The 20,784-nt window shown below is 30.8% G+C and carries 17 protein-coding genes and 2 pseudogenes; 15 read left to right on the plus strand and 4 right to left on the minus strand.

Translation table 11 applies throughout. The features are described 5' to 3' along the window. Positions 1 to 155: 155 nt before the first annotated feature. From FVE75_RS06200 to FVE75_RS06210, 3 genes are read left to right on the plus strand one after another with little or no spacing between them, the layout of a single operon-like run. Positions 156 to 2,873, plus strand: coding sequence for a PEP/pyruvate-binding domain-containing protein (locus FVE75_RS06200; protein WP_147005701.1), 2,718 nt, complete (start codon positions 156 to 158; stop codon positions 2,871 to 2,873). Positions 2,874 to 2,919: 46 nt separating this feature from the next. Further along, positions 2,920 to 4,059 carry a DUF3419 family protein gene (locus FVE75_RS06205; RefSeq protein ID WP_147005702.1) on the plus strand — a complete coding sequence of 380 codons (1,140 nt, stop codon included), beginning with the start codon at positions 2,920 to 2,922 and terminating at the stop codon, positions 4,057 to 4,059. Further along, a complete protein-coding gene (locus FVE75_RS06210; protein WP_147005703.1) occupies positions 4,046 to 5,377 on the plus strand; it encodes a diacylglycerol/polyprenol kinase family protein in 1,332 nt (443 codons plus the stop codon). Before FVE75_RS06205 ends, FVE75_RS06210 begins: the two co-directional genes overlap by 14 nt. A gap of 108 nt (positions 5,378 to 5,485) precedes the next feature. Here FVE75_RS06210 and FVE75_RS11865 read toward each other — a convergent pair. Continuing rightward, positions 5,486 to 5,695: pseudogene (locus tag FVE75_RS11865) on the minus strand (hypothetical protein). A gap of 178 nt (positions 5,696 to 5,873) precedes the next feature. On the opposite strand from FVE75_RS11865, the gene FVE75_RS11420 reads away from it, so the two are divergent. The 12 genes and pseudogenes from FVE75_RS11420 to FVE75_RS06265 all read left to right on the plus strand — a co-directional run bounded on the left by FVE75_RS11420 (position 5,874) and on the right by FVE75_RS06265 (position 17,273). Then, positions 5,874 to 6,185: a hypothetical protein gene (locus FVE75_RS11420; RefSeq protein ID WP_232052468.1), complete on the plus strand. Its 312-nt coding sequence runs from the start codon at positions 5,874 to 5,876 to the stop codon at positions 6,183 to 6,185. A 110-nt stretch (positions 6,186 to 6,295) separates the two neighbouring features. Next, on the plus strand, positions 6,296 to 6,904 hold the full coding sequence (locus tag FVE75_RS11425; RefSeq protein ID WP_232052469.1) for a GNAT family N-acetyltransferase: 609 nt from the start codon (positions 6,296 to 6,298) through the stop codon (positions 6,902 to 6,904). 17 nt (positions 6,905 to 6,921) lie between these two features. Next, positions 6,922 to 8,475 carry an AMP-binding protein gene (locus tag FVE75_RS06220; RefSeq protein WP_147005704.1) on the plus strand — a complete coding sequence of 518 codons (1,554 nt, stop codon included), beginning with the start codon at positions 6,922 to 6,924 and terminating at the stop codon, positions 8,473 to 8,475. Positions 8,476 to 8,501: 26 nt separating this feature from the next. After that, complete coding sequence (locus tag FVE75_RS06225; RefSeq protein ID WP_021746198.1) at positions 8,502 to 8,885, plus strand: hypothetical protein; 384 nt, start codon at positions 8,502 to 8,504, stop codon at positions 8,883 to 8,885. A gap of 37 nt (positions 8,886 to 8,922) precedes the next feature. After that, complete coding sequence (locus FVE75_RS06230) at positions 8,923 to 9,948, plus strand: UbiA family prenyltransferase (RefSeq protein ID WP_147005705.1); 1,026 nt, start codon at positions 8,923 to 8,925, stop codon at positions 9,946 to 9,948. A 270-nt stretch (positions 9,949 to 10,218) separates the two neighbouring features. Continuing rightward, entirely contained in the window at positions 10,219 to 11,133 is a 915-nt protein-coding gene (murQ, locus tag FVE75_RS06235; protein ID WP_147005706.1) for an N-acetylmuramic acid 6-phosphate etherase, read from the plus strand. Between the two features lie 21 nt (positions 11,134 to 11,154). Further along, entirely contained in the window at positions 11,155 to 12,516 is a 1,362-nt protein-coding gene (locus tag FVE75_RS06240; RefSeq protein WP_147005707.1) for a 6-phospho-beta-glucosidase, read from the plus strand. A 6-nt stretch (positions 12,517 to 12,522) separates the two neighbouring features. Next, on the plus strand, positions 12,523 to 12,852 hold the full coding sequence (locus FVE75_RS06245; protein ID WP_147005708.1) for a PTS lactose/cellobiose transporter subunit IIA: 330 nt from the start codon (positions 12,523 to 12,525) through the stop codon (positions 12,850 to 12,852). Positions 12,853 to 12,946: 94 nt separating this feature from the next. Next, positions 12,947 to 13,258, plus strand: a complete 312-nt coding sequence (locus tag FVE75_RS06250) for a PTS sugar transporter subunit IIB (RefSeq protein ID WP_147005709.1) — start codon at positions 12,947 to 12,949, stop codon at positions 13,256 to 13,258. 88 nt (positions 13,259 to 13,346) lie between these two features. After that, positions 13,347 to 14,656: pseudogene (locus tag FVE75_RS06255) on the plus strand (PTS sugar transporter subunit IIC). A 30-nt stretch (positions 14,657 to 14,686) separates the two neighbouring features. Then, positions 14,687 to 15,778, plus strand: a complete 1,092-nt coding sequence (locus tag FVE75_RS06260; RefSeq protein ID WP_147005710.1) for a DUF871 domain-containing protein — start codon at positions 14,687 to 14,689, stop codon at positions 15,776 to 15,778. Between the two features lie 82 nt (positions 15,779 to 15,860). After that, on the plus strand, positions 15,861 to 17,273 hold the full coding sequence (locus FVE75_RS06265) for a PTS transporter subunit EIIC (RefSeq protein WP_147005711.1): 1,413 nt from the start codon (positions 15,861 to 15,863) through the stop codon (positions 17,271 to 17,273). A gap of 168 nt (positions 17,274 to 17,441) precedes the next feature. Here the strand turns inward: FVE75_RS06265 and recR are convergent, their stop codons facing one another. The 3 genes from recR to pfkA form a co-directional block, all read right to left on the minus strand. Next, the gene (gene recR, locus FVE75_RS06270) at positions 17,442 to 18,041 is read right to left on the minus strand and encodes a recombination mediator RecR (protein WP_147005712.1); all 600 of its coding nucleotides are present in this window, start codon (positions 18,039 to 18,041) and stop codon (positions 17,442 to 17,444) included. Positions 18,042 to 18,226: 185 nt separating this feature from the next. Beyond that, complete coding sequence (gene pykF / locus FVE75_RS06275) at positions 18,227 to 19,654, minus strand: pyruvate kinase PykF (RefSeq protein WP_147005713.1); 1,428 nt, start codon at positions 19,652 to 19,654, stop codon at positions 18,227 to 18,229. Between the two features lie 124 nt (positions 19,655 to 19,778). Continuing rightward, on the minus strand, positions 19,779 to 20,741 hold the full coding sequence (gene pfkA, locus FVE75_RS06280; protein WP_147005714.1) for a 6-phosphofructokinase: 963 nt from the start codon (positions 20,739 to 20,741) through the stop codon (positions 19,779 to 19,781). Between the last annotated feature and the right edge of the window lie 43 nt (positions 20,742 to 20,784).

Consider the following 20,784-nt stretch of genomic DNA (forward strand, 5'->3'; position numbering starts at 1 on the left):
CTTAATATTTAATCGCAGGCAATTTTTTTATAACTGTTCTTCTCATGTTCTAAGCTTTCGTTCGATTTCAAAAGAAATGTGCATATTTACAAATAAGTTTAATGAGGTTATAATATAATGAAAAATATAATTTTTTAGAAAAGGAAATAAAGGTTATGAAATATATTTATAATATTAGTACATTAAAAAATCACAATGATAACAATGTGCTTGAAGAAAAAATAGGGAAAAAAGCCCAGAATTTATTTGAACTGGCAATTCAGGGATTTAATGTGCCAAATTTTTCAATAATTACAAATAAATATTTTAAAGAAGTTATATTAAACGAAATAAAGGAAAATGGAAGAAATACAGAAAACTATTATGAAATAAATGACTGGAACAGCATTTTTAACGAAAATGCAGAACAAAAAATAGAAAATATAATAAAAGTTATAACAGACCACAAAATCAGCAAAGACTTTCAGGAAGAAATAGAAAGTACAGTAAAAGATAGAAAATATTATGCCGTAAGATCATCTTCAATAGAGGAAGACAGCAGCAGCTTTTCTTTTGCAGGACAATTCGAGACTTTTCTTTATATCAAAAAGGAAAATATGATTGAAAAAATAAAAGATGTGTGGATTTCATCATTTTCTTCACATGTCATGAAATATAGAAAAGAAGGAAGCATAAATAATGAAATAAATGTCCCTGCCGTAATAATTCAGGAAATGATAAATTCTGACAAGGCTGGAGTTGGATTCAGCGTAAATCCCGTAAATGGAAATTATGATGAAGCTGTTATTTCTGGCACTTATGGACTAGGAACAAGTATTGTTGACGGAGACGAAAATGGAGATTTGTTTATTTATGACAAAAAAACGAAAAAAATTAAAAAGGAAATAAGAACAAAAAAGATAAGACAGGTTTTAGATTTTGAAAATCAGAAAATAAAAACAGAAGAAATAAATATTGAAGAGGAAGTTTTAACTAACGATGAAATACATGAACTTGGTGAAAACATAATAAATATTGAAAAATATTATGGAAAGCCTCAGGATATGGAATGGGCGTTTGAAAAAGGAAAACTGTATATATTGCAGGCAAGGCCCATAACTACATTGGAAAAAACAAATGAAAAAACGTCCAATACAATAATATGGGATAACAGCAACATCGTAGAAAGCTATCCCGAAATTACATTGCCACTCACATTCAGCTTTATAAGAAAGGCATATTCCGATGTCTATAAAAGATTCTCTGAAATAACAGGAGTGCCTGCCAAAGTTGTAGAAAGTTATCAGGTTGTATATGACAATATGCTGGGCCTGCTAAAAGGAAGAGTCTACTATAACCTTATAAACTGGTACAAGCTTCTAATGTTATTTCCAAATTCCAAAGGCAACAGCAAGTTTATGGAACAAATGATGGGAGTAAAAAAGGAACTGTCAGAAGAAAATCTTAACGAAAACCTTCTGGAAGCAGAAGAGAAAATGACAGGCTGGGAAAAATTTAGGAATAGGCTGGAAAAATATAAGGCAGGATTTACACTATTTATGAATATGTTTCTCATAGAAAAAAAAGCAGACAAATTTTATAAGATTATAGATGAAAATCTCAATGGAAAAAATAGTAACCTTGACAACAAAAATATAAAAGAACTGAAAAAATACTACAAGTTTCTTGAGAATAAATTTCTAAAAAATTGGGAAATCCCTATTATAAATGACTTTCTTGTGATGGTATGGTTTGGACTTTCAAAAAAGATGGCAGAAAAATATATAAAAGAAAATTTTGAAGAAAAACATAATATTCTTATCGCTCAGGAAGGAAATGATATGATAAGCGTTGAACCTTCAAGATATATAAAAAAAATGAGCAATATGCTAAGGCAGGATAACTCTTTACAGAATGAAATAAAAACTATAATAAAAAATAATGACGAATCAAGGATTAATGTGCTAAAATTAACTGAAAATACAAAGTTTAATTTTCTTTTTAATGAATATATGGAAAAGTTTGGTGACAGAACCGTCCACGAACTGAAACTGGAAGCACCTACATTAAAGGAAGAACCAATATTTCTGATAAAAATGATATTTTCTCTTTCAATGACAGAAAATATTCAGGAACACACTAAAAGAAACATATCAGAAGAACAGAAAAAAATATATGACAATCTAAAAATAAGTCCTGTAAAGAAATATTTATTGAAAAAAACTGTATTTTATGCAAAAAAATTTATAAAATTGAGAGAAAATCTAAGATATGAACGGACAAAGGTTTTTGGAACAGTAAGAAAAATTATGAAAAAAATGGGAACTCATCTGAAAAACGATAACCTTATAAATAATGAAAAAGATGTATTCTACCTTACTGTCGATGAAATTTTTGGACTTGTTGACGGCTCAATAATTGATGTTGATTTAAAAAAACTTATAGAACTGCGAAAAGAGCAATACAAGAAATACGAAACAGAGGCAATTCTCCCTGACAGATTTTTAACGAAAGGATTTCTAGGAGAAAATTTTTATTATGAAGATTTGGCAGAAAATTCACAACTGGATGAAAATACTTTAATGGGAACAGGATGCAGCAAAGGAATTGTCAAAGGAAAGGTAAAAGTTGTATTAAATCCGATGAATACGGAAGTTGAAGATGGAGATATAGTTGTAACAAAATCCACAGATCCAAGCTGGGTTATGGTTTTTCCTTTATTAAAGGGGCTTATAGTGGAAAAGGGGAGTCTTTTGTCTCATAGTGCAATTATTTCACGTGAAATGAATATACCTGCCATAGTTGGAGTGCAGGGAGTGACAACAGCTTTAAAAACAGGAGATATAGTTCAATTTGACGGAAGTACGGGAATAATAAAAAAATTAGACGACTGATTTTTATTAAAAATTTAAAATTACAAACAAATTAGGAGGAACATAATTGAAAAGTGAAGTAAAAGAAAATAAAGTTGATTTTTCTTTGATAAGGTATTCCCAATGCTGGGAAGATACAGAAATATTGCTTGAAAGCCTTGATATAAATGAAAAAGATATATGCTTTGGAATTTTGTCGGCGGGAGATAATGTATTTTCGATGCTTACTAAAAATCCTCAAAAAATAGTGGCTCTTGATATAAGTTTTCCACAGATAGCTCTTGCTAAACTTAAAAGAGAAGTATTTAAAAGTTTTTCGTATGAGGAAATGTTAAAGTTTATGGGGATAAAAAGTTCATCTGAAAGAATTGGGATGTATGAAAAGATAAGGTCAAATCTTGAAGAAAGTGTGAAAAATTACTGGGATTTTAATAAGGAAGCGATTGAAAATGGTATAATTCATATTGGAAAATTTGAAAAATTTTTTAAGATTTTCAGGAAAAGGATACTTCCTTTTGTGCATAATAAAAAAAGAATTGTAAAACTGCTTGAAAAAAAATCAAGGCAGGAAAGAACTGAGTATTATAACAGTCATTGGAATAATTTTAGATGGAAACTGATGTTTAAACTGTTTTTTTCCAGATATGTGGTCGGAAAACTTGGAAGAGACAAGGAATTTTTTAGATATGCAGAAAAAAATATTTCTGAAGAAATGAAGGAAAGAAGCAGATACGCCCTTTGTGAATTGGATAGTTATGAAAATCCTTATATTTACTACATTATGACAGGAAATTACCGTTTGGACTGCCTGCCTTACTTTTTGCGAGAAGAAAATTTTGAAAATATCAAGAAAAATCTTCATAAATTGGAAATTGTCCAGAATTCTGTTGAGGAATATCTTGATGGAATAGATTTTAAAATAAACAAATTTAATTTAAGTGATATATTTGAGTATATGTCTTTGGAAAATTACAAAAAATTAATGAAAAAAATTTATGATAATGCTGATAATAATGCAATCTTGGCATACTGGAACTTAATTGTGGAGAGAAATTCATCAAAATTAGAATCTGTAGAAGGAGAAGAAGATATAAAAAACAAATTTCATAGGTTGAAAGAATTTGATAAAAGCCTTCACGAAAAGGACAAGACATTTTTTTATACTGATTTTGTAGTTGAAAAGGTGATAAAATATGGAAATAGTTAAAATGATAGTTGTTCTAGCAGCTTTTATCCTGTTTTTCCTTTTGTTGAATCAACTTGAAAAAAGTGAAAAGCTAAATTCAGAACTTATACGAAAAATTCTGCACATAGGCTCAGGAATCGGAGGGCTGGCACTTCCCTTTATATTTGAAAAAAAAAGTTCAGTTATAATGCTTGGAGCAGTTTTTCTTATGTTACTTATTTCCATTAGGATAGTAAAGCATAAAATAACAGGATTTAAAAAAGTGCTGGAAACAAAAAACAGGAAAACTTTCGGAGATATATACTTTATTATAAGTATTCTTGGATTGTGGATTGTATCAAATGAAGATAAGGTAATGTACGCTCTTCCGCTTATAATTCTTATGTTTTCCGATGCCTTTGCGGCTCTCATAGGGGAATTTTACAGCAAGTATAAATTTAATACAGGATTTGGAACAAAATCGATAGAAGGCTCGGCAACATTCTTTCTGACAACATACTTCATATGTATAAACTTCTTTCTGTTTTTCAGTGATATCGGAAGTATAAACATTGTACTTGTTTCTCTTCTGCTAAGTATCCTTACAATGATTCTTGAAGTTATTTCATGGAACGGACTGGATAATCTTTTTGTGCCGCTTTTTGTGTATCTATTTCTAAGATTAAATTTATATTTGACAGCACAGGAGCTGATGTATAAATTTTGGGTAATAATGATACTTTTTATAATTATAATATTGAATAGAAAAAAGACTACGCTTACAAGAGTTGCACAAACTGCAAGTTTATTTTTTCTTTACATCGTTATGATAATTGGAGGAATAAAATGGCTTATTCCACCACTAATAATGTATCTTGGCTATTATCATTTCACGCCAAAGGTAAGAGGGCAAGTAAAAGATTCTCTCAGAGGACTTTTGACAATAGCATTTACAACAGCAATCTGGCTTGCTATGAGCATCATACTTGATAAAAATAAAATGTATCTTATTTATATATTCACCTTTTCACTGCATTTTGGAATTATAAATTTAATAAGAGATAACGCTGGAAATATAAAACGGGAAACATTTAGAATGAATTTTTTGATGGGAAGCATTGGAAAGGCATTTGCTTTCTTTATAATAAATTATCTTGCCTTGTCAAGAATTTGGGATTTTAAAATGCTAATTGGAATAGTAATTTTTATATTTGGCGGAATATTTATTTACGAAACAAGTATGAAGATTTTTTATATTATTGAAAAGGAAAAGGAACTTAGTGGAGAAACAAAGGTATTTATAGCTTCTGGAATAGTTTTTGCCTGTTCTATATTATTACTAGGATTAGGAATGTTATAAAAACTTATTATTTAAAATCGAATATTTAATAAATCAATTTATTTTTAGACATATTAGAGTTTAATACTAAACTTCGTTTAAAAGCAAGAATAAATTTTTATATCAGGGTTATTTGATAAATAATTCATATTCATTTAACTTTTTTTCTTTTTTATTTCCGTAGGATTGCTCATTGCCACAAATCCTTATCTTGCAGTAAAGACTTTTTCAGATAATCAAAATATTTGGCAAGATTGCTACGCAATAACCTATGGCTAGTCTACGACATTTTTCTGCACTGACAAAAAACTCGCTATGCTCAAACAGTTTTGTCATCACAAAAAAATGCTCCGACAGATTAATTTATACCATACTCTGTAAAAAAATACATCTTGAATTATTTGAAAATACTAGATTTATATCCTTTAATTAAAAAAGTTTGTAATAAATTTATTGTTTAAACGGGATTTAGTATAATATAAATAAAATAAATTATCAAAAAGGAGAAAATTTAAAAATGAAAATCAAGCGATACACAATAACAGAAAATAATCGAATAAATAAAAACTATTTAGAAAAATATATTAGGGAAAATAAGATTTCACAAAATGAAATTCCAAAAATACAAATAGAACGTCCATCTGAAATTATTGCTTTTTATAATGAAAACGAAGAAATGGCTGGAAGCCTTAATTTATGGCACAATCGTCCAAATTGCAATGAAAAGGCAACATCATATATTGGAAATGTAAATATTTTGGAAAAATATCGAAAAAATGGAACAGAAATATTTAATGAAATTTTTGAAAGTCTTAAAAAGATGGTATAGAAACAATAATAGGTCCTTTAAATGGAACTACTTGGAATACATATCGTTATGTTACTGACAAAGGACATCGTTCGCCATTTCTTATGGAACCTTGGAATGAAGACTATTATGTGGAACTCTTTGAAAAAATTGGTTTTAAGCCACTTACCTACTATATTTCAACAATAATGGAAAATATGAATCCTGTTCAAAGGGGGCATTTATCTAAAAAAATTGAAAAGTTGAAAAAATTTGACTATTATAAGGATATAACAGTAAAATCTGCAGAAAATGAGGATTTAATCACTATACTGAATAAAGTTTACGACTTGACAATTGAGGCATTTAAAAATAATTTTCTTTATTCTGAATTGGATAGAGAAATATTTTTGAAAATGTATATGAGCTATGAAGATAAAATTGTAAAAAAATTCTTTAAAATGCTTTATCTAAAAGAAGATGAACTAATTGGATATGTATTTGGAATACCTGATTATGCCGAACTTCAATACAAAGAAAAAGTAGAAACTATGATTCTTAAAACGATTGCAATTTCTCCCAAATATAATGGAAAAGGGATGGGATATATTCTGATAGATGAACTTGTAAAGGAAGCAGAACATTCAGGCTATAAAAATGTGATTTATGCCTTGATGCACGAAAAAAATATATCAAAAAATATCGGCTCACTTCTAGGAGATGAGTTAAGAAGATATGCCCTGTTTATAAAGGAACTTTAAATAAAAGGCGGTGTAGAATGACAATAATTGACAAAATTAAAGATTTGAGAAAACAATATCCAGACAATACAGCATTATTTGATTTAAAAACAGGAAATAAGATTACTTTTACTCAAATTGATACAAAATCAGATGAAATTTGCAGTTACTTGACACAAAAAGGATTTAAAAAAAGAAATAAAATCGTTGTTTTTGTCCCCATTGGCATAGAATTTTATCTTATTCTGACTGCAATATTTAAAATGGGACTGCAGGCTGTGTTTATTGATCCGTATGCTGGTATTGAGCATATAAATAAATGTTGCGAAATGATTTCCCCTGACGGAATAATTGGAAGCGGAAAAATACTTTTAAAAGGATTCTTTTTAAAAGGAATCAGAAAAATTGGCAAAAAAATTAATTATATTAAAATGATGGAACATTCTGAAAAACTTTCGATATATGAAAAAAATAAAAATCAGAAAAAAATTCAAAACGAAAAAATTGACGGAAGTACACCTGCTCTTATCAGTTTTACGAGCGGGAGTACAGGCTTTCCAAAAATTATTATGAGAACGCATGAATTTTTACTTGGACAGCACAATGTGCTTGAAAAAAATCTAAAATTTGAAAAAGAAACAGCTGTTTATTCTTCATTCCCGATATTTCTTCTTTCACATATGGCAACAGGAACAACTACCTTTATTCCTGATTTGAACTGGCGAAAACCTGTCGAGTCAAATTTTGGGAATATTGTTAAGCAAATAACAGAAAATAATATACAAAACATCATCTTGCCTCCTGCCATATTTGAAAACATCGTGAAATTTTGCAAAGATGAAAAAATAATGCTTGAAAATGTTCAAAAGGTATACACAGGTGGAGCTCCTGTCTTTTACAGCCTTATGAAAAAGATTAAAGATGTTTTCGCAAATGCTAAAATTATAGCCTTGTATGGAGCGTCAGAGGCTGAACCCATATCAGTATTAAATTTTGAATACATAACAGAAGAAGATATTGAAAATATGAAAAATGGTGATGGACTTCTCGCTGGAAAAATAGTTAATGAAATAGAACTTAAAATAGAAGAATTAGAAAAAACGTCTGAAAAAAATAAAATTTTAAAAGATAACAATGTTGAAGATTTTTCAGCATTAAAAGGTGAAATACTTGTAAAAGGAGAAAATGTAGTAAACGGATATTTAAATGTTGAGAAAAAACCAAATGAAAAATGGCATAGAACAGGAGATATGGGATATATTAACAAAAAAGGTCAACTTATACTGCTAGGAAGAGTTAAAGGGCGAATACAGATTGAAGAAAACATTTATTATCCTTTTACTGTAGAAACTGCCTTTTCATTTTGTAAAAACTTAAAAAAATCAGTCCTTACTTCCAAGAATAATAAATTATATCTCTTTGCCGAAAGAAACCCTGGATTTAAAGGAAATTTATCTGAGGATAGTGAAATTAAAGAACTAAAAGAAAAATTTGGAATATTTAAAATAATCGAAATTGAAATTCCAATGGATAAAAGGCATAACAGCAAGACGGATTATAAAAGGCTGGAAGAAATAGTTGAAAAAATTTAAAAATTTAAATTCAGAAAGGAAATTTTATGAAAACAGAAGCAAAAGAATTAATTCAGGAAGGATTAAAATTATTTTCATTATATGACAGGAGAGCTTTGAAAAGATTTTATCTTTCAGCAGAAAAAAGCGAGGCAGATTTATCATATCTCGATGAAAAGTATCAGACTCATATGCGTTCTAAAGCAAGAGGACTGTTTTTTGATTTTTTAGGGGGAATTATAGAAGGCATTGCAAGTTCAGGAAGTCCGTTTAGTCATTCTCTGGATAGAGCAATGACCATTGAAAAGCGTGAACAATATAATGAAAAAAAATTAATATTAAGGTATAAAATTAAAGATTTTATTGAAAGTACACCAGTAGACAGTAATACAGGATATTTACTTTCCATGATTGACTTCTATTGTCAGTAAAATCTATTTATATATAATATTGTAAGAGGAGAAATAAATGAGCCAAAGTAATATAAATTCAAAAAAATCAATAATCCAAAATATAAAAAATTTCAAAATATATTTGAATGAACGGTTTCCATTGGGAAAAAACTCTTTTTTCGTATTGATTTTTACTTTGTCAGGATACATTTATACAAGTTTGTTATACAATTCAAAAATTATGTATCTTTTTACAAACGGAGTTAAAATAGGGATATTTCAATATAAAATAATCGCTCTATTTATCATAGTTTTTATGTTTTTCTTTCAATTAAGAATTACAGATGAATTTAAGGATTATGAGGAAGACTTAAAATACAGGGCTTACCGTCCTGTTCAAAGAGGTATAATTTCCTTAAAAACATTAGGAAAAACAGGAATTGTAACTGTTATAATACAAATAATGCTTGCACACGTTATAGATCCTGAAATTATTTATTTTATGATATTTGTATGGATTTATATGTTCTTAATGGCAAAAGAATTTTTTATAAAAAAATGGCTTACAAAAAGAATTTTGATTTATGCTCTCTCCCACGTTGTAATAATGGTATTCATTACTCTTGTTATTGTAGAAGCTACACAATACATTGTACCAAAAAATATTTTTGACGTTTTTATATTACAACGGTACAGACATAATATTGATTTTGCATTAATTCCTCTTTTTGCATTAAATTATTTAAACGGAATCGTATTGGAAATTGGAAGAAAAACAAGAAGAACTGATGAAGAAGAGTATGGAGTACAGACATATAGCAAACTTTGGGGGAGAAAAAAGGCTGTGGTTGTTTTAAGCCTACTTTTTGTTATTGAATATCTTCTTGTTATTCTTGGGCTTACCCATACCTATAAAGAATACTTTTTCTTTGGTGGATTAACATTGCTTGTAATATTGATAGTTTCGATATATTTTATAGTAAAATTTTTGAAAAAGGATTTATCAGGAAAAATTGTGGAGACTGTGTCGGGACTTTGGATTATTTTTTCAAGTATGTGCATGGGGTTTCTTCCATATTTTGTATTTAGTTTAATAAAATAAAAAGTATAAATTTTATATCGGTTATATCTATGGTTTTTAACAAATGAATTTAATAAACAGTAACTTTAACCATCTATAAATAAGCAAGAGTGTAAAAAATAATTATGCTCTTGTTTTTTTTAATAGAGTTTAAGTTTATCAGCATTTTTCTTCTCTTTTAAACAAATTTTTCAGATAAATTTAAAAATAGACTTCCATTTAAGAAAAATCGAGATATAATTATGGTGTAAAGAACTAGTTTTAGACTTAACTTAAAGGGTGTGATAAATAATGATTGAACTTGAAAAATTGTCTACTGAAGAAAATAATCCTAATAGCAAGGATATCGAATTACAGGATAGCCTTGAAGTTGTGAAAAGAATAAATGAGGAAGATAAAAAAGTGGCATTTTGCGTAGAAAAAGAATTAGATAGCATTTCACGGCTGATAGACGCCATATTGTCAAAATATAAAAAAGAAACAAGAATTATATATATTGGTGCAGGAACATCGGGAAGACTTGGAATTCTTGATGCGTCAGAATGTCCTCCTACTTACGGAGTTTCCTTTGAAAAAGTTCAAGGAATAATTGCCGGTGGAAATGAAGCGATATTCAAGGCTAAGGAAAATGCTGAAGATAAGCCAGAACTTGGAAAACAGGATTTAATAAATATTAATCTTACTGAAAATGATGTAGTTATAGGACTTGCGGCTTCTGGCAGAACCCCTTATGTTTTAGGATCAATAGAATATGCAAACAGCGTTGGGGCAGTTACGGGAAGTATAACTTGCTCAAAAAATTCTGATTTATCCAAAGTCAGTCAATATCCAATAGAAGTCCCTGTTGGTGCTGAAATTGTGACAGGCTCTACCAGAATGAAAGCAGGAACAGCTCAGAAAATGATACTTAATATGATTTCTACTACACTTATGATAAAACTTGGAAAAGTATTTTCAGGCTACATGGTGGATGTAAAAACTTCCAATCAGAAACTAGTTGAGCGAGCGAAAAGAATAATAATGAAAACTACTGGGACTGATTATGAAATTGCAAGTTCCGTTTTGAAAAAAGCTGGAAATGATGTAAAAACAGCTATTGCTATGATACTTTTGGATATTGATAGAGATATGGCAACTGAAAAATTAAAACAATACGATAATAATATAGCAAAATTGATACATGAATATTCTGAAAAAAATATTTAGCAATTTAGAAAGGACAGTAAAATGGAAAAAAGGGATGGAATTAAAATTGTAACGATTGGTGGAGGCTCCAGCTATACTCCTGAACTGATAGAAGGATTTATTAAAAGGATAAAGGAATTGCCAGTTAAGGAAATATGGCTAGTTGATATTGAGGAAGGGAAAGAAAAATTAGAAATAGTTGGAAATTTGGCTAAAAGAATGGTGGAAAAGGCTGGTATTAACTGCAAGGTTTATTTGACGCTGGATAGAAGGGAAGCTATAAAGGATGCAGACTTTGTAACAACTCAGTTTCGTGTAGGGCTTCTTGATGCGAGAATAAAAGATGAAAGGATACCATTTGAAAATGGACTCCTAGGACAAGAAACAAATGGAGCTGGGGGAATGTTCAAGGCATTTCGTACAATTCCTGTAATACTTGATATTGTGAAGGATATTAAGGAACTTGCTCCAAATGCTTGGCTTATTAATTTTACAAATCCTGCGGGAATCGTAACAGAAGCTGTACTAAACTATGGAAATTTTGAAAAAGTTGTCGGACTTTGCAATATTCCAGTACATACTCAGATGGATTGTGCAAGCCTTTATGAAAAAGATATTAGCGAGTTTAAATTCCAATTTGCAGGGCTGAATCACTTTGTCTGGTACAAGGTATGGGACAAGAAAGGAAATGAGCTTACATCAGATTTATGGGACAAGAGGCAGGATAAGGAAAATCTCGGTGTAAAAAATATTGTCAGCATAAACTACGATTATGATCAGATAAAAAATTTGGGAATGCTGCCTTGTGACTATCATAGATATTATTACTTACAGGATGAAATGCTGGCTGAAGGGCTGAAATCATATAAGGAGAATGGAACAAGAGGGGAAATTGTTAAAAGAGTTGAAGCAGAACTTTTTGAACTTTACAAGGATGTAAATTTGAAGGAAAAACCTAAACAGCTTGAACAAAGAGGTGGCGCTTATTACTCTGATGCAGCCTGTGAATTAATTAGCGCTATCTACAATGACAAAGGCATAATAATGGCGGTAAATACTAGAAACAAAGGAGCTATCGCAGATTTACCATATAATTCGGCAGTTGAAATTTCCTCATACATTACAGCAAACGGACCTAAACCTATAACATTCGGTAAATTTCCAAATGCTGGACAGAGAGGATATATTCAGCTAATGAAGGCAATGGAAGAACTGACTGTGGAAGCGGCTGTTACAGGAAATTATTACACCGCATTGCAGGCTTTCACTACAAATCCATTAGTTCCTGGAACTACAATTGGAAGAAAGGTTTTGAATGAACTTCTAGATGCACACGAAAAATATTTACCACAGTTTAAGGATTATTATGAAAATAGAGAAAAATATCAAAAAGGAGGAAAATAAGAAATTATGGATAAGGAACAAATGGAATTAGTTGTATTTGAAATTGTAAATAGTGCTGGAACTGCAAAAGGATTAGCTTATGAAGCATTAAGCGAGGCAGAAAAAGGGGATTTTGAAAAAGCTGAAAATTTATTGAAAGAAGCTGATGAGGCTCTGCTATCCGCTCACAATGTTCAGACGGAAATAATTCAGGCAGAAGTAAATGGCAAAGGTATTACACCTTCAGTCCTATTCGTTCACTCACAGGATCATTTGATGACAGCAATTGAGGCAAAAACCTTAATTGAAGGTATGATAAAAATGTATAAAAGAATTGATAACCTTGAAAAGCAATAGGTTTATAAAACAGATAGTTGGAAAACTAACACTATTTTGAATAGAGTTGATACAAAAACTATAAAAATTGAAAAATAAAAATTAGGAGGATTTTATGAAAGTATTATTTGTATGTTCATTAGGAATGTCTAGTGCGGTAGCAGTAAAGGCTCTTGAAAAAGAAGCAAATGCAAAAGACGTAGAAATTGAAGTGAAGGCTGTGAGTACGCAGCAATTTGAAGAAGAAGTAAAAAATGGATATGACGTGGCAATGGTTGCTCCTCAAATAAGACACAGATTTGATACACTAAATGCCCAAGCAAGCGAAGCAGGTGTACCGTGTGCAATGATTACTCCGCAAGGGTATAGCCCACTCGGAGGTCCAAAACTATTAAAACAAATTCAAGAATTAATACAAAATAAATAAATTTTAATATCTTAACAATTCACAAAAACAATATCGCAACAGGAAAGGAAGTAGAATTATGGCAGTTTTAGAACAACTTTCAATAAAAATGGCAAAAATATCAGAACAAAGACATTTAAGGGCAATACGGGACGGTATAGTTTCCACATTGCCACTAATCATTGTCGGGTCAATATTTTTAATTTTAGCGTTCCCACCTTTTCCAAAAGAATGGGCAATTTCAGTTTTAGCAAAAAAACATGCGGTACAAATGCTGCTGCCCTACCGTATGACAATGTTCATAATGGGTCTTTATGCTGTTATGGGAATAGGTTACAGCCTTTCAAAATCATATAAATTGGACGGGATTACAGGATCAATCCTGTCAGTCTGTGCATTTTTACTTACAATTATGCCAAAAATGATTAATCCGATTGAAGTGATAAATCAAACTATCGGTGGAAAAGCAGTACAAATTATTGTTGAAGAGGGTACAAAAGGCTCTCAGCTTATTCAGGAAGATATTGGATATGCACTGCAAATGTCAAGATTAGGCTCTGCAGGTTTATTTGTAGGAATAATAGCGGCAATATTTGCAGTTGAAGTATATAGAATGACTACAACAACTGGATTTAGAATAAAAATGCCTGAAGCTGTGCCAGAATCAGTTGCACGCTCATTTGAAGCCTTAACTCCAGCGGCAATAATTATTTTCACATTGACAATTTTGACTTACTGGCTAAATATAGATTTGCACGATATAATAGGCTCAATTATAAAACCTGTTCTGAAATTTAGTGACTCTTGGTTTTCTGTAATCCTTATTGTATTTATGATTACGTTCTTCTGGAGCTTTGGAATTCACGGCGATTCAATTGTCGGATCTGTTGTGCGTCCGTTATGGCTTATGCTTCTTGAACAAAATGCCACAGCTTTGGCAAATGGACAAAATATTCCTCATATCGCGGCAGAACCTTTATATCAATGGTTTATCTGGATTGGCGGTTCAGGACAATAGGATTTGCATTATTACTGCTATTAAAATCAAAATCAACTTACGGTAAGACACTAGGAAAAGCAGCAATCCTTCCTTCAATATTCAACATAAACGAGCCAATTATTTTTGGAGCTCCAATAGTATTAAATCCTACATTATTACCGCCTTTTATAATTGTTCCAATAGTTAATGCTTCTATCACTTATTTCGCAATGGTAGCAGAACTGGTAAACCGTGTAACTTCAACACCACCTTGGACTCTACCTGGGCCGATAGGAGCATTTTTAGCAACAAATGGAGATTTTAGAGCAGTTATTTTAAATATACTTCTTATTATAATTTCTGTTGCAATTTACTATCCTTTCTTTAATGCCTACGAGAAAAAATTATTGGCAGAAGAACATGCTGAAGCACAAGAATAAAAATTGATAGAAGAAGGGAAATAACACAAAATGAGAAAATTAGGAATTTCTATTTATCCTGGAAAGACAACTGAAGAAGAATTGATAAGTTATATTGATAAATCTTTTGATGCTGGCTTTAGCCGAATATTCAGTTGTCTGCTCTCTTCTACAGAGGATAAAGAAATAATTTTAAAAAAATTTAAAAAAGTAAATTATTATGCCAAGGAAAAAGGATTTGAAATTATTCTGGATGTGAATCCAAAAGTTTTTGATGACTTAGGAATAAGTTATGATAATTTAGCATTTTTTAAGGAAATGGGAGCTGACGGAATTAGGCTTGATATTGGATTTACTGGATTGCAGGAAAGCATTATGACATTTAATAAGGAAAATTTAAAAATTGAGATAAATATGAGCAACGATACTCATTATATCGATACAATTATGGATTACCGCCCAAATAAAAATAATCTAATAGGATGCCATAACTTTTATCCTCATATCCACACAGGATTAGGATTGGAATTTTTCAAAAAATGTACAGAAAATTTTGCAAAATATGGATTACGAACAGCCGCATTTATAACTTCACAAGCTAAAAACAGTTTTGGTCCTAAGCCAGTAACGCAAGGATTACCAACTTTGGAAATGCATCGTAATTTACCATTGATAGTTCAGTTCAAACATTTTGTCGCACTAGAAACAATTGACGATATAATTATTTCAAACTGCTATCCAACTGATGAAGAACTAGAAGAATTTAAAAAGGTACGTAAAGATATGGTAAGTTTCTCAATTGAACTTGAAAAAAATGTTCCTGAAATAGAACAAAAAATAATTTTTGATGAATTTCACTTTAATAGAGGTGATATTTCTGAAAATCTAATCCGTTCTACAAATAGCCGTGTAAAATATAAAGAACATAATTTTGAAATTTTCAATGCTCCTGAAATAATAAAAAAGGGAGATATAATTATTGAAAGTAGCGAATTTGGACATTACGCAGGGGAACTTTTAATTGCAAAAACAGAAATGAAAAATACTGGAAAATCAAATGTTGTTGGAAAAATAGCAGATGAAGAAATATTTTTAATTGATTACATCAAACCTTGGCAAAAATTTTCTTTTGTAAAAAAATAAAAATGCCTCTATCTAATAGATTTATCTTTAACTATTTAATTAAAAGATTTTGAAACTTCAACTTACAAAGGAGATGAGCATTATGGATGCAAAAAAAACAGCAAAGGAAATTTATGATATTTTAGGCGGTAAGGAAAACATTGCTTCAAACGCAGTCTGCATGACAAGACTTAGAGTTAAAGTTAAAAATGAAGTAGATTTAGAAAAGTTAAAAAAAGTTGATGGCGTACTGAACGTAGTAAATGCTGAAACTTTACAGATAATACTAGGGCCTGGAAAAGTAAATGCAGTAGGAGATGAATTTTCAAAACTTAGTGGTATTGCTCTAGGATTTTCAGATAGTAACGTAAAGGATGTAGCAAATAAAAATAAGAAAGCAAATAAACAAAAATATAATGGTCCTGTCCAACGATTTTTTCAAAAAATTGCAAATATATTTGTACCTCTATTACCTGGAATAATCGCATCAGGATTAATAATGGGACTTACAAATGTAATAAATGTTGCAACCAAAAATGCTTATAATACAGTATGGTGGTTTGCTGCGATAAGAAGTATCGGATTTGTTATGTTTGGATATCTTGCGATTTATGTAGGAATGAATGCAGCAAAAGAATTTGCCGGAACTGCAGTGCTTGGCGGAATTATGGGATCAATATTTATCACAAATCCAGCATTGCCTTTACTTTTTAAAGTTGAAGACAAGAGTGCAGTTATACTTCCTTTTACAGGTAAGCCTTTTGCACCTGGAATGGGAGGACTGCTTGCATCGTTATTTATGGGAATAATAGTCGCATATTTGGAAAAAAATATAAGAAAGATAGTTCCTGTAATGCTTGATACATTTTTTACTCCTCTTCTAACTTTAATAATAGGTGTATTTATAGCCCTAATAATAATTCAGCCTTTAGGAACTGTTGTAACAGGCTTTATATTCGCTATTCTTGATTTCTCATATAAGAAATTAGGAATATTGGGAGGATATATACTGGCAGCTGGATTCCTTCCTTTAGTTTCAGTTGGACTACATCAAGCTTTAACTCCTATACACACCTTACTTAATGATCCGACAGGCCCTACAAAAGGAATTAACTATCTGCTTCCTATACTTATGATGGCAGGTGGAGGACAAGTTGGCGCAGGGATTGCAATTTATATAAAAACTAAGAATCAACGGCTTAAAAATATGGTAAGAGATTCTATTCCTGTTGGAATACTTGGAATTGGTGAACCATTAATGTATGCTGTAACTTTACCATTAGGAAAACCTTTTATTACAGCTTGCCTAGGTTCTGGATTTGGTGGAGTTCTTGCAGTTTTATTTCATTTAGGAACAATTTCTCAAGGTGTTTCAGGTTTATTTGGACTACTTATTGTTGTTCCTGGATCTTGGATTTACTTTATAGTCGCAATGCTTGGAGCATATGTAGGAGGATTTATACTGACTTATCTATTCGGAATTGATGATGAAAAGATTGAAGAGATGTATGGATAAAATAAAAAAGAATTTATGAATAAAAAATTGTGTAAACTCGTATTAAATATATTTGAATTTACACAATTTGTTTTTTTATATACCTAGATTTCTTCAACAGAAATTTTACTACAAAACTATTATAAACTATAGCAGTTCTAGCACTTAAAACTAGACAAAATAAGTAGGCTATTTATCTACATCATCCACATTAACTCTACCCTCAAGAGATCTCCCTAGTGTTGCCATATCTGTGTATTCAATATTTCCTCCCATTGGAATACCGCTCGCAATTTTAGAAATTTTAATATTCTTCTCTTTTAAAAATTTTGTTAAATATAGACTTGTGGTTTCACCTTCTAAATCAGGATTTAAAGCCAGTATAACTTCTTTTACATCTTCATTTAGTCTATTCATTAACTTTCTCAAATTCAGATCTTCAATTGTAACTCCATTTAATGGATCTATCTTTCCACCAAGTACATGATAAAGTCCATTATATGTTTCAGATTTTTCAAAAGCAATTACATCTCGCACTCCTTCAACAACGCATATAACTTCCTTGTCCCTTTTATCGTTGGCACAAATTTCACAAATATCATTTTCAGATAAGTTTCCGCAAATTTCACAATGTTTAATATTAGCATGTGAATCTTTTATTATTTCAAGCATTCTATCAATATCAGCTTCACTTCTATCAAGTACATCAAATGCAATTCTAGCTGCACTTTTTCTACCAATTCCTGGCAATTTTGCAAAAACATCTATCAAATCATTTAATTTCTTCATATTATTTATTTCACCCCTTTCCTTAAATATTACATTTTTATTTAAATTATAAAATTAGACAATATAAAAATTTTAAAAAAATAACTATACTATTTTAAAAAGGGAAAGGTATAAGAACCATTTCCCTCATAAAATATTTATAATTACTTATTGTGTGTGATGTGGTTAAATAATCAGATTTTTAATTATTCTCCAACTCTTTCTACTCTGAATGTATTAGTTGTTCCTTCTTTAGAGATTCCTGTTACCATTACTATTAAATCACCTTTGTTAGCTTCTTCGTGATTAGCTGCTATTTCTCTTGCTCTTGCAAAGAAATCATCTGTTTTATCCAATCCTTTTTCTACGTAAGCTCTAACTCCTCTTACTAATGCCAATTGTCTAGCAGTTTGTTCATTGTCAGTCAAAGCAATAATTGGTACAGTTGGTCCATATTTCCTAATCATTCTTGGCGCTCTACCAGTTTTTGTCCAGCATACGATTAATTTAGCATCTAATGCATGAGAAGTACTTACAGCACCGCTTGAAATTGCTTCTGTAACAGTAATTTCTGATCCATCTGGGGTTTCGATAGTTTTGAATTTTTTAAATTCATCTGTTCTTTTTGAAATAGTAGCCATCATTTTAACAGCTTCTACTGGATATTTACCTTTTGCAGATTCTCCTGATAACATAACTGCATCTGTACCATCTAAGATAGCATTAGCAACGTCTCCTGCTTCTGCTCTTGTAGGACGTGGGTTTCTAATCATTGAATCTAACATTTGTGTTGCAGTAATAACTGGTTTTCCAACTTTATTACATTTTCTAATCATCATTTTTTGCATAAATGGAACTTCTTCAGCAGGTACTTCTACTCCTAAATCTCCTCTAGCAACCATGATTGCATCACTTAATTCCAAGATTTCATCGAAGTTATCAACACCTTCTTGGCTTTCAATTTTTGAAATAATTTGGATATTTTTCCCACCGTTGTCATCCAATACTTTTCTTACTTCAGCAACGTCAGATGCTTTTCTTATAAATGAAGCCGCTACAAAGTCAACACCTTGTTCACAACCAAATTTCAAATCAGCAATATCTTTTTCAGCTAATGCTGGTAATCCAACCGAAACATCCGGCAAGTTTACACCTTTAGTTTCTCCTAATTCTCCAGTATTTGTAACAACACAGTGAACTTCTCCAGCTGCTTTATCAACGCTTTCAACTTTTAATCCAACTAAACCGTCATCTAATAATACTGTTGTTCCTTCATACAAGTCATCAACAATTCCAGGATAAGAAACTGCAAATTTTTCAGCATTTCCAACGAAAGAGTAATCAGTAGTAATAGTTACTTTTTTACCAGTTTCTAATAATACGTCTTTTCCACCTTCTAATTTTCCAGTTCTGATTTCAGGTCCTTTAGTATCTAATAAAATTCCTATTTCCTTACCTGTTTTTTTCATTACTTCTCTAATATTTTTAATTCTAGCTCCATGTTCTTCGAAATCACCATGAGAAAAATTCAATCTCATTACGTTCATTCCGCTTTCTACTAATTTTGTCAACATTTCAACACTTTCAGTTTTTGGACCGATAGTACAAACAACTTTAGTCATTTTAATTTTCATTTTTCCTCCTAAAATTTGATATTTAAAATTTCATTGCCTTATTTTATCAATGAACTCCTACTTCCGTAAGAAATATTCATTTATTTTTTAAACTGTTAAATCTATCTAATAAAGACTTTAACAATTATAACGATAACATATTTGCGATTGCATAATCAGAAGCAGATGTTTTAGAATAATTTTCCCAAGCGTAAGATAATTTATGAGTTGTTACTTCTTCACTTTGAATTCCAACCATTAATCCACCTTTTCCTTCTTCGATAAGCTCAACCGCTCTTACTCCTAATCTTGTTGCTAATATTCTGTCAAATGCTGTTGGTGCTCCACCTCTTTGAATATGTCCTAAGATTGTAACTCTTATATTTGTATCAACTTTTTTAGCTAATTCATCCTTAATATCCATAATATTTCCAACACCTTCTGCAACTACGATTATATCGTACAATTTACCTTCTGCACGTCTTTTTTTGATTACTTCGGCTATTTTATCGATAGAACTTTGAGCTTCTGGGATCATTACTCCACTTGCTCCTCCTGCTATTGCAGAATAAAGAGCCAAATCTCCACAGTTTCTTCCCATTACTTCAACTAAGTATGTTCTTTCGTGTGAAGTTGCTGTATCTTTTAATTTAGAAATAGCATCTAGAATTATATTTAATGCTGTATCATAACCAACTGTATAGTCAGTTCCCGCTACGTCATTATCAATTGTTCCAGGTATTCCAATTGTTTTAATACCATGTTCCTCGTACAAATAGTGTGCTCCATGAAATGATCCATCTCCACCGATTACAACTAATCCGTCAATTCCATATTTTTTTAAATTAGCCGCCGCTTTTGCTCTAACTTCAGGATCCTTAAATTCTGGCAATCTTGCTGATAATAAAATTGTTCCTCCTTTATCAGCAATTCCGCTTACATCTAACAATGTCAATGGAAAAATCTGATCTTCAAGCATTCCTTTGTATCCTCTTCTTATACCATAAACTTCCATTCCTTTGTTTATAGCAGCTTTAGTGACAGCTCTTATCGCTGTATTCATCCCCTGTGAATCTCCTCCACTTGTTAAGATTGCGATTTTCTTCATCTTAAATTTTCTCCTTCTACACATTATAATTACAAAAATTTCT

Origin of the sequence: Leptotrichia hongkongensis, from assembly GCF_007990635.1 — a bacterium.
GTDB lineage: Bacteria > Fusobacteriota > Fusobacteriia > Fusobacteriales > Leptotrichiaceae > Leptotrichia > Leptotrichia hongkongensis.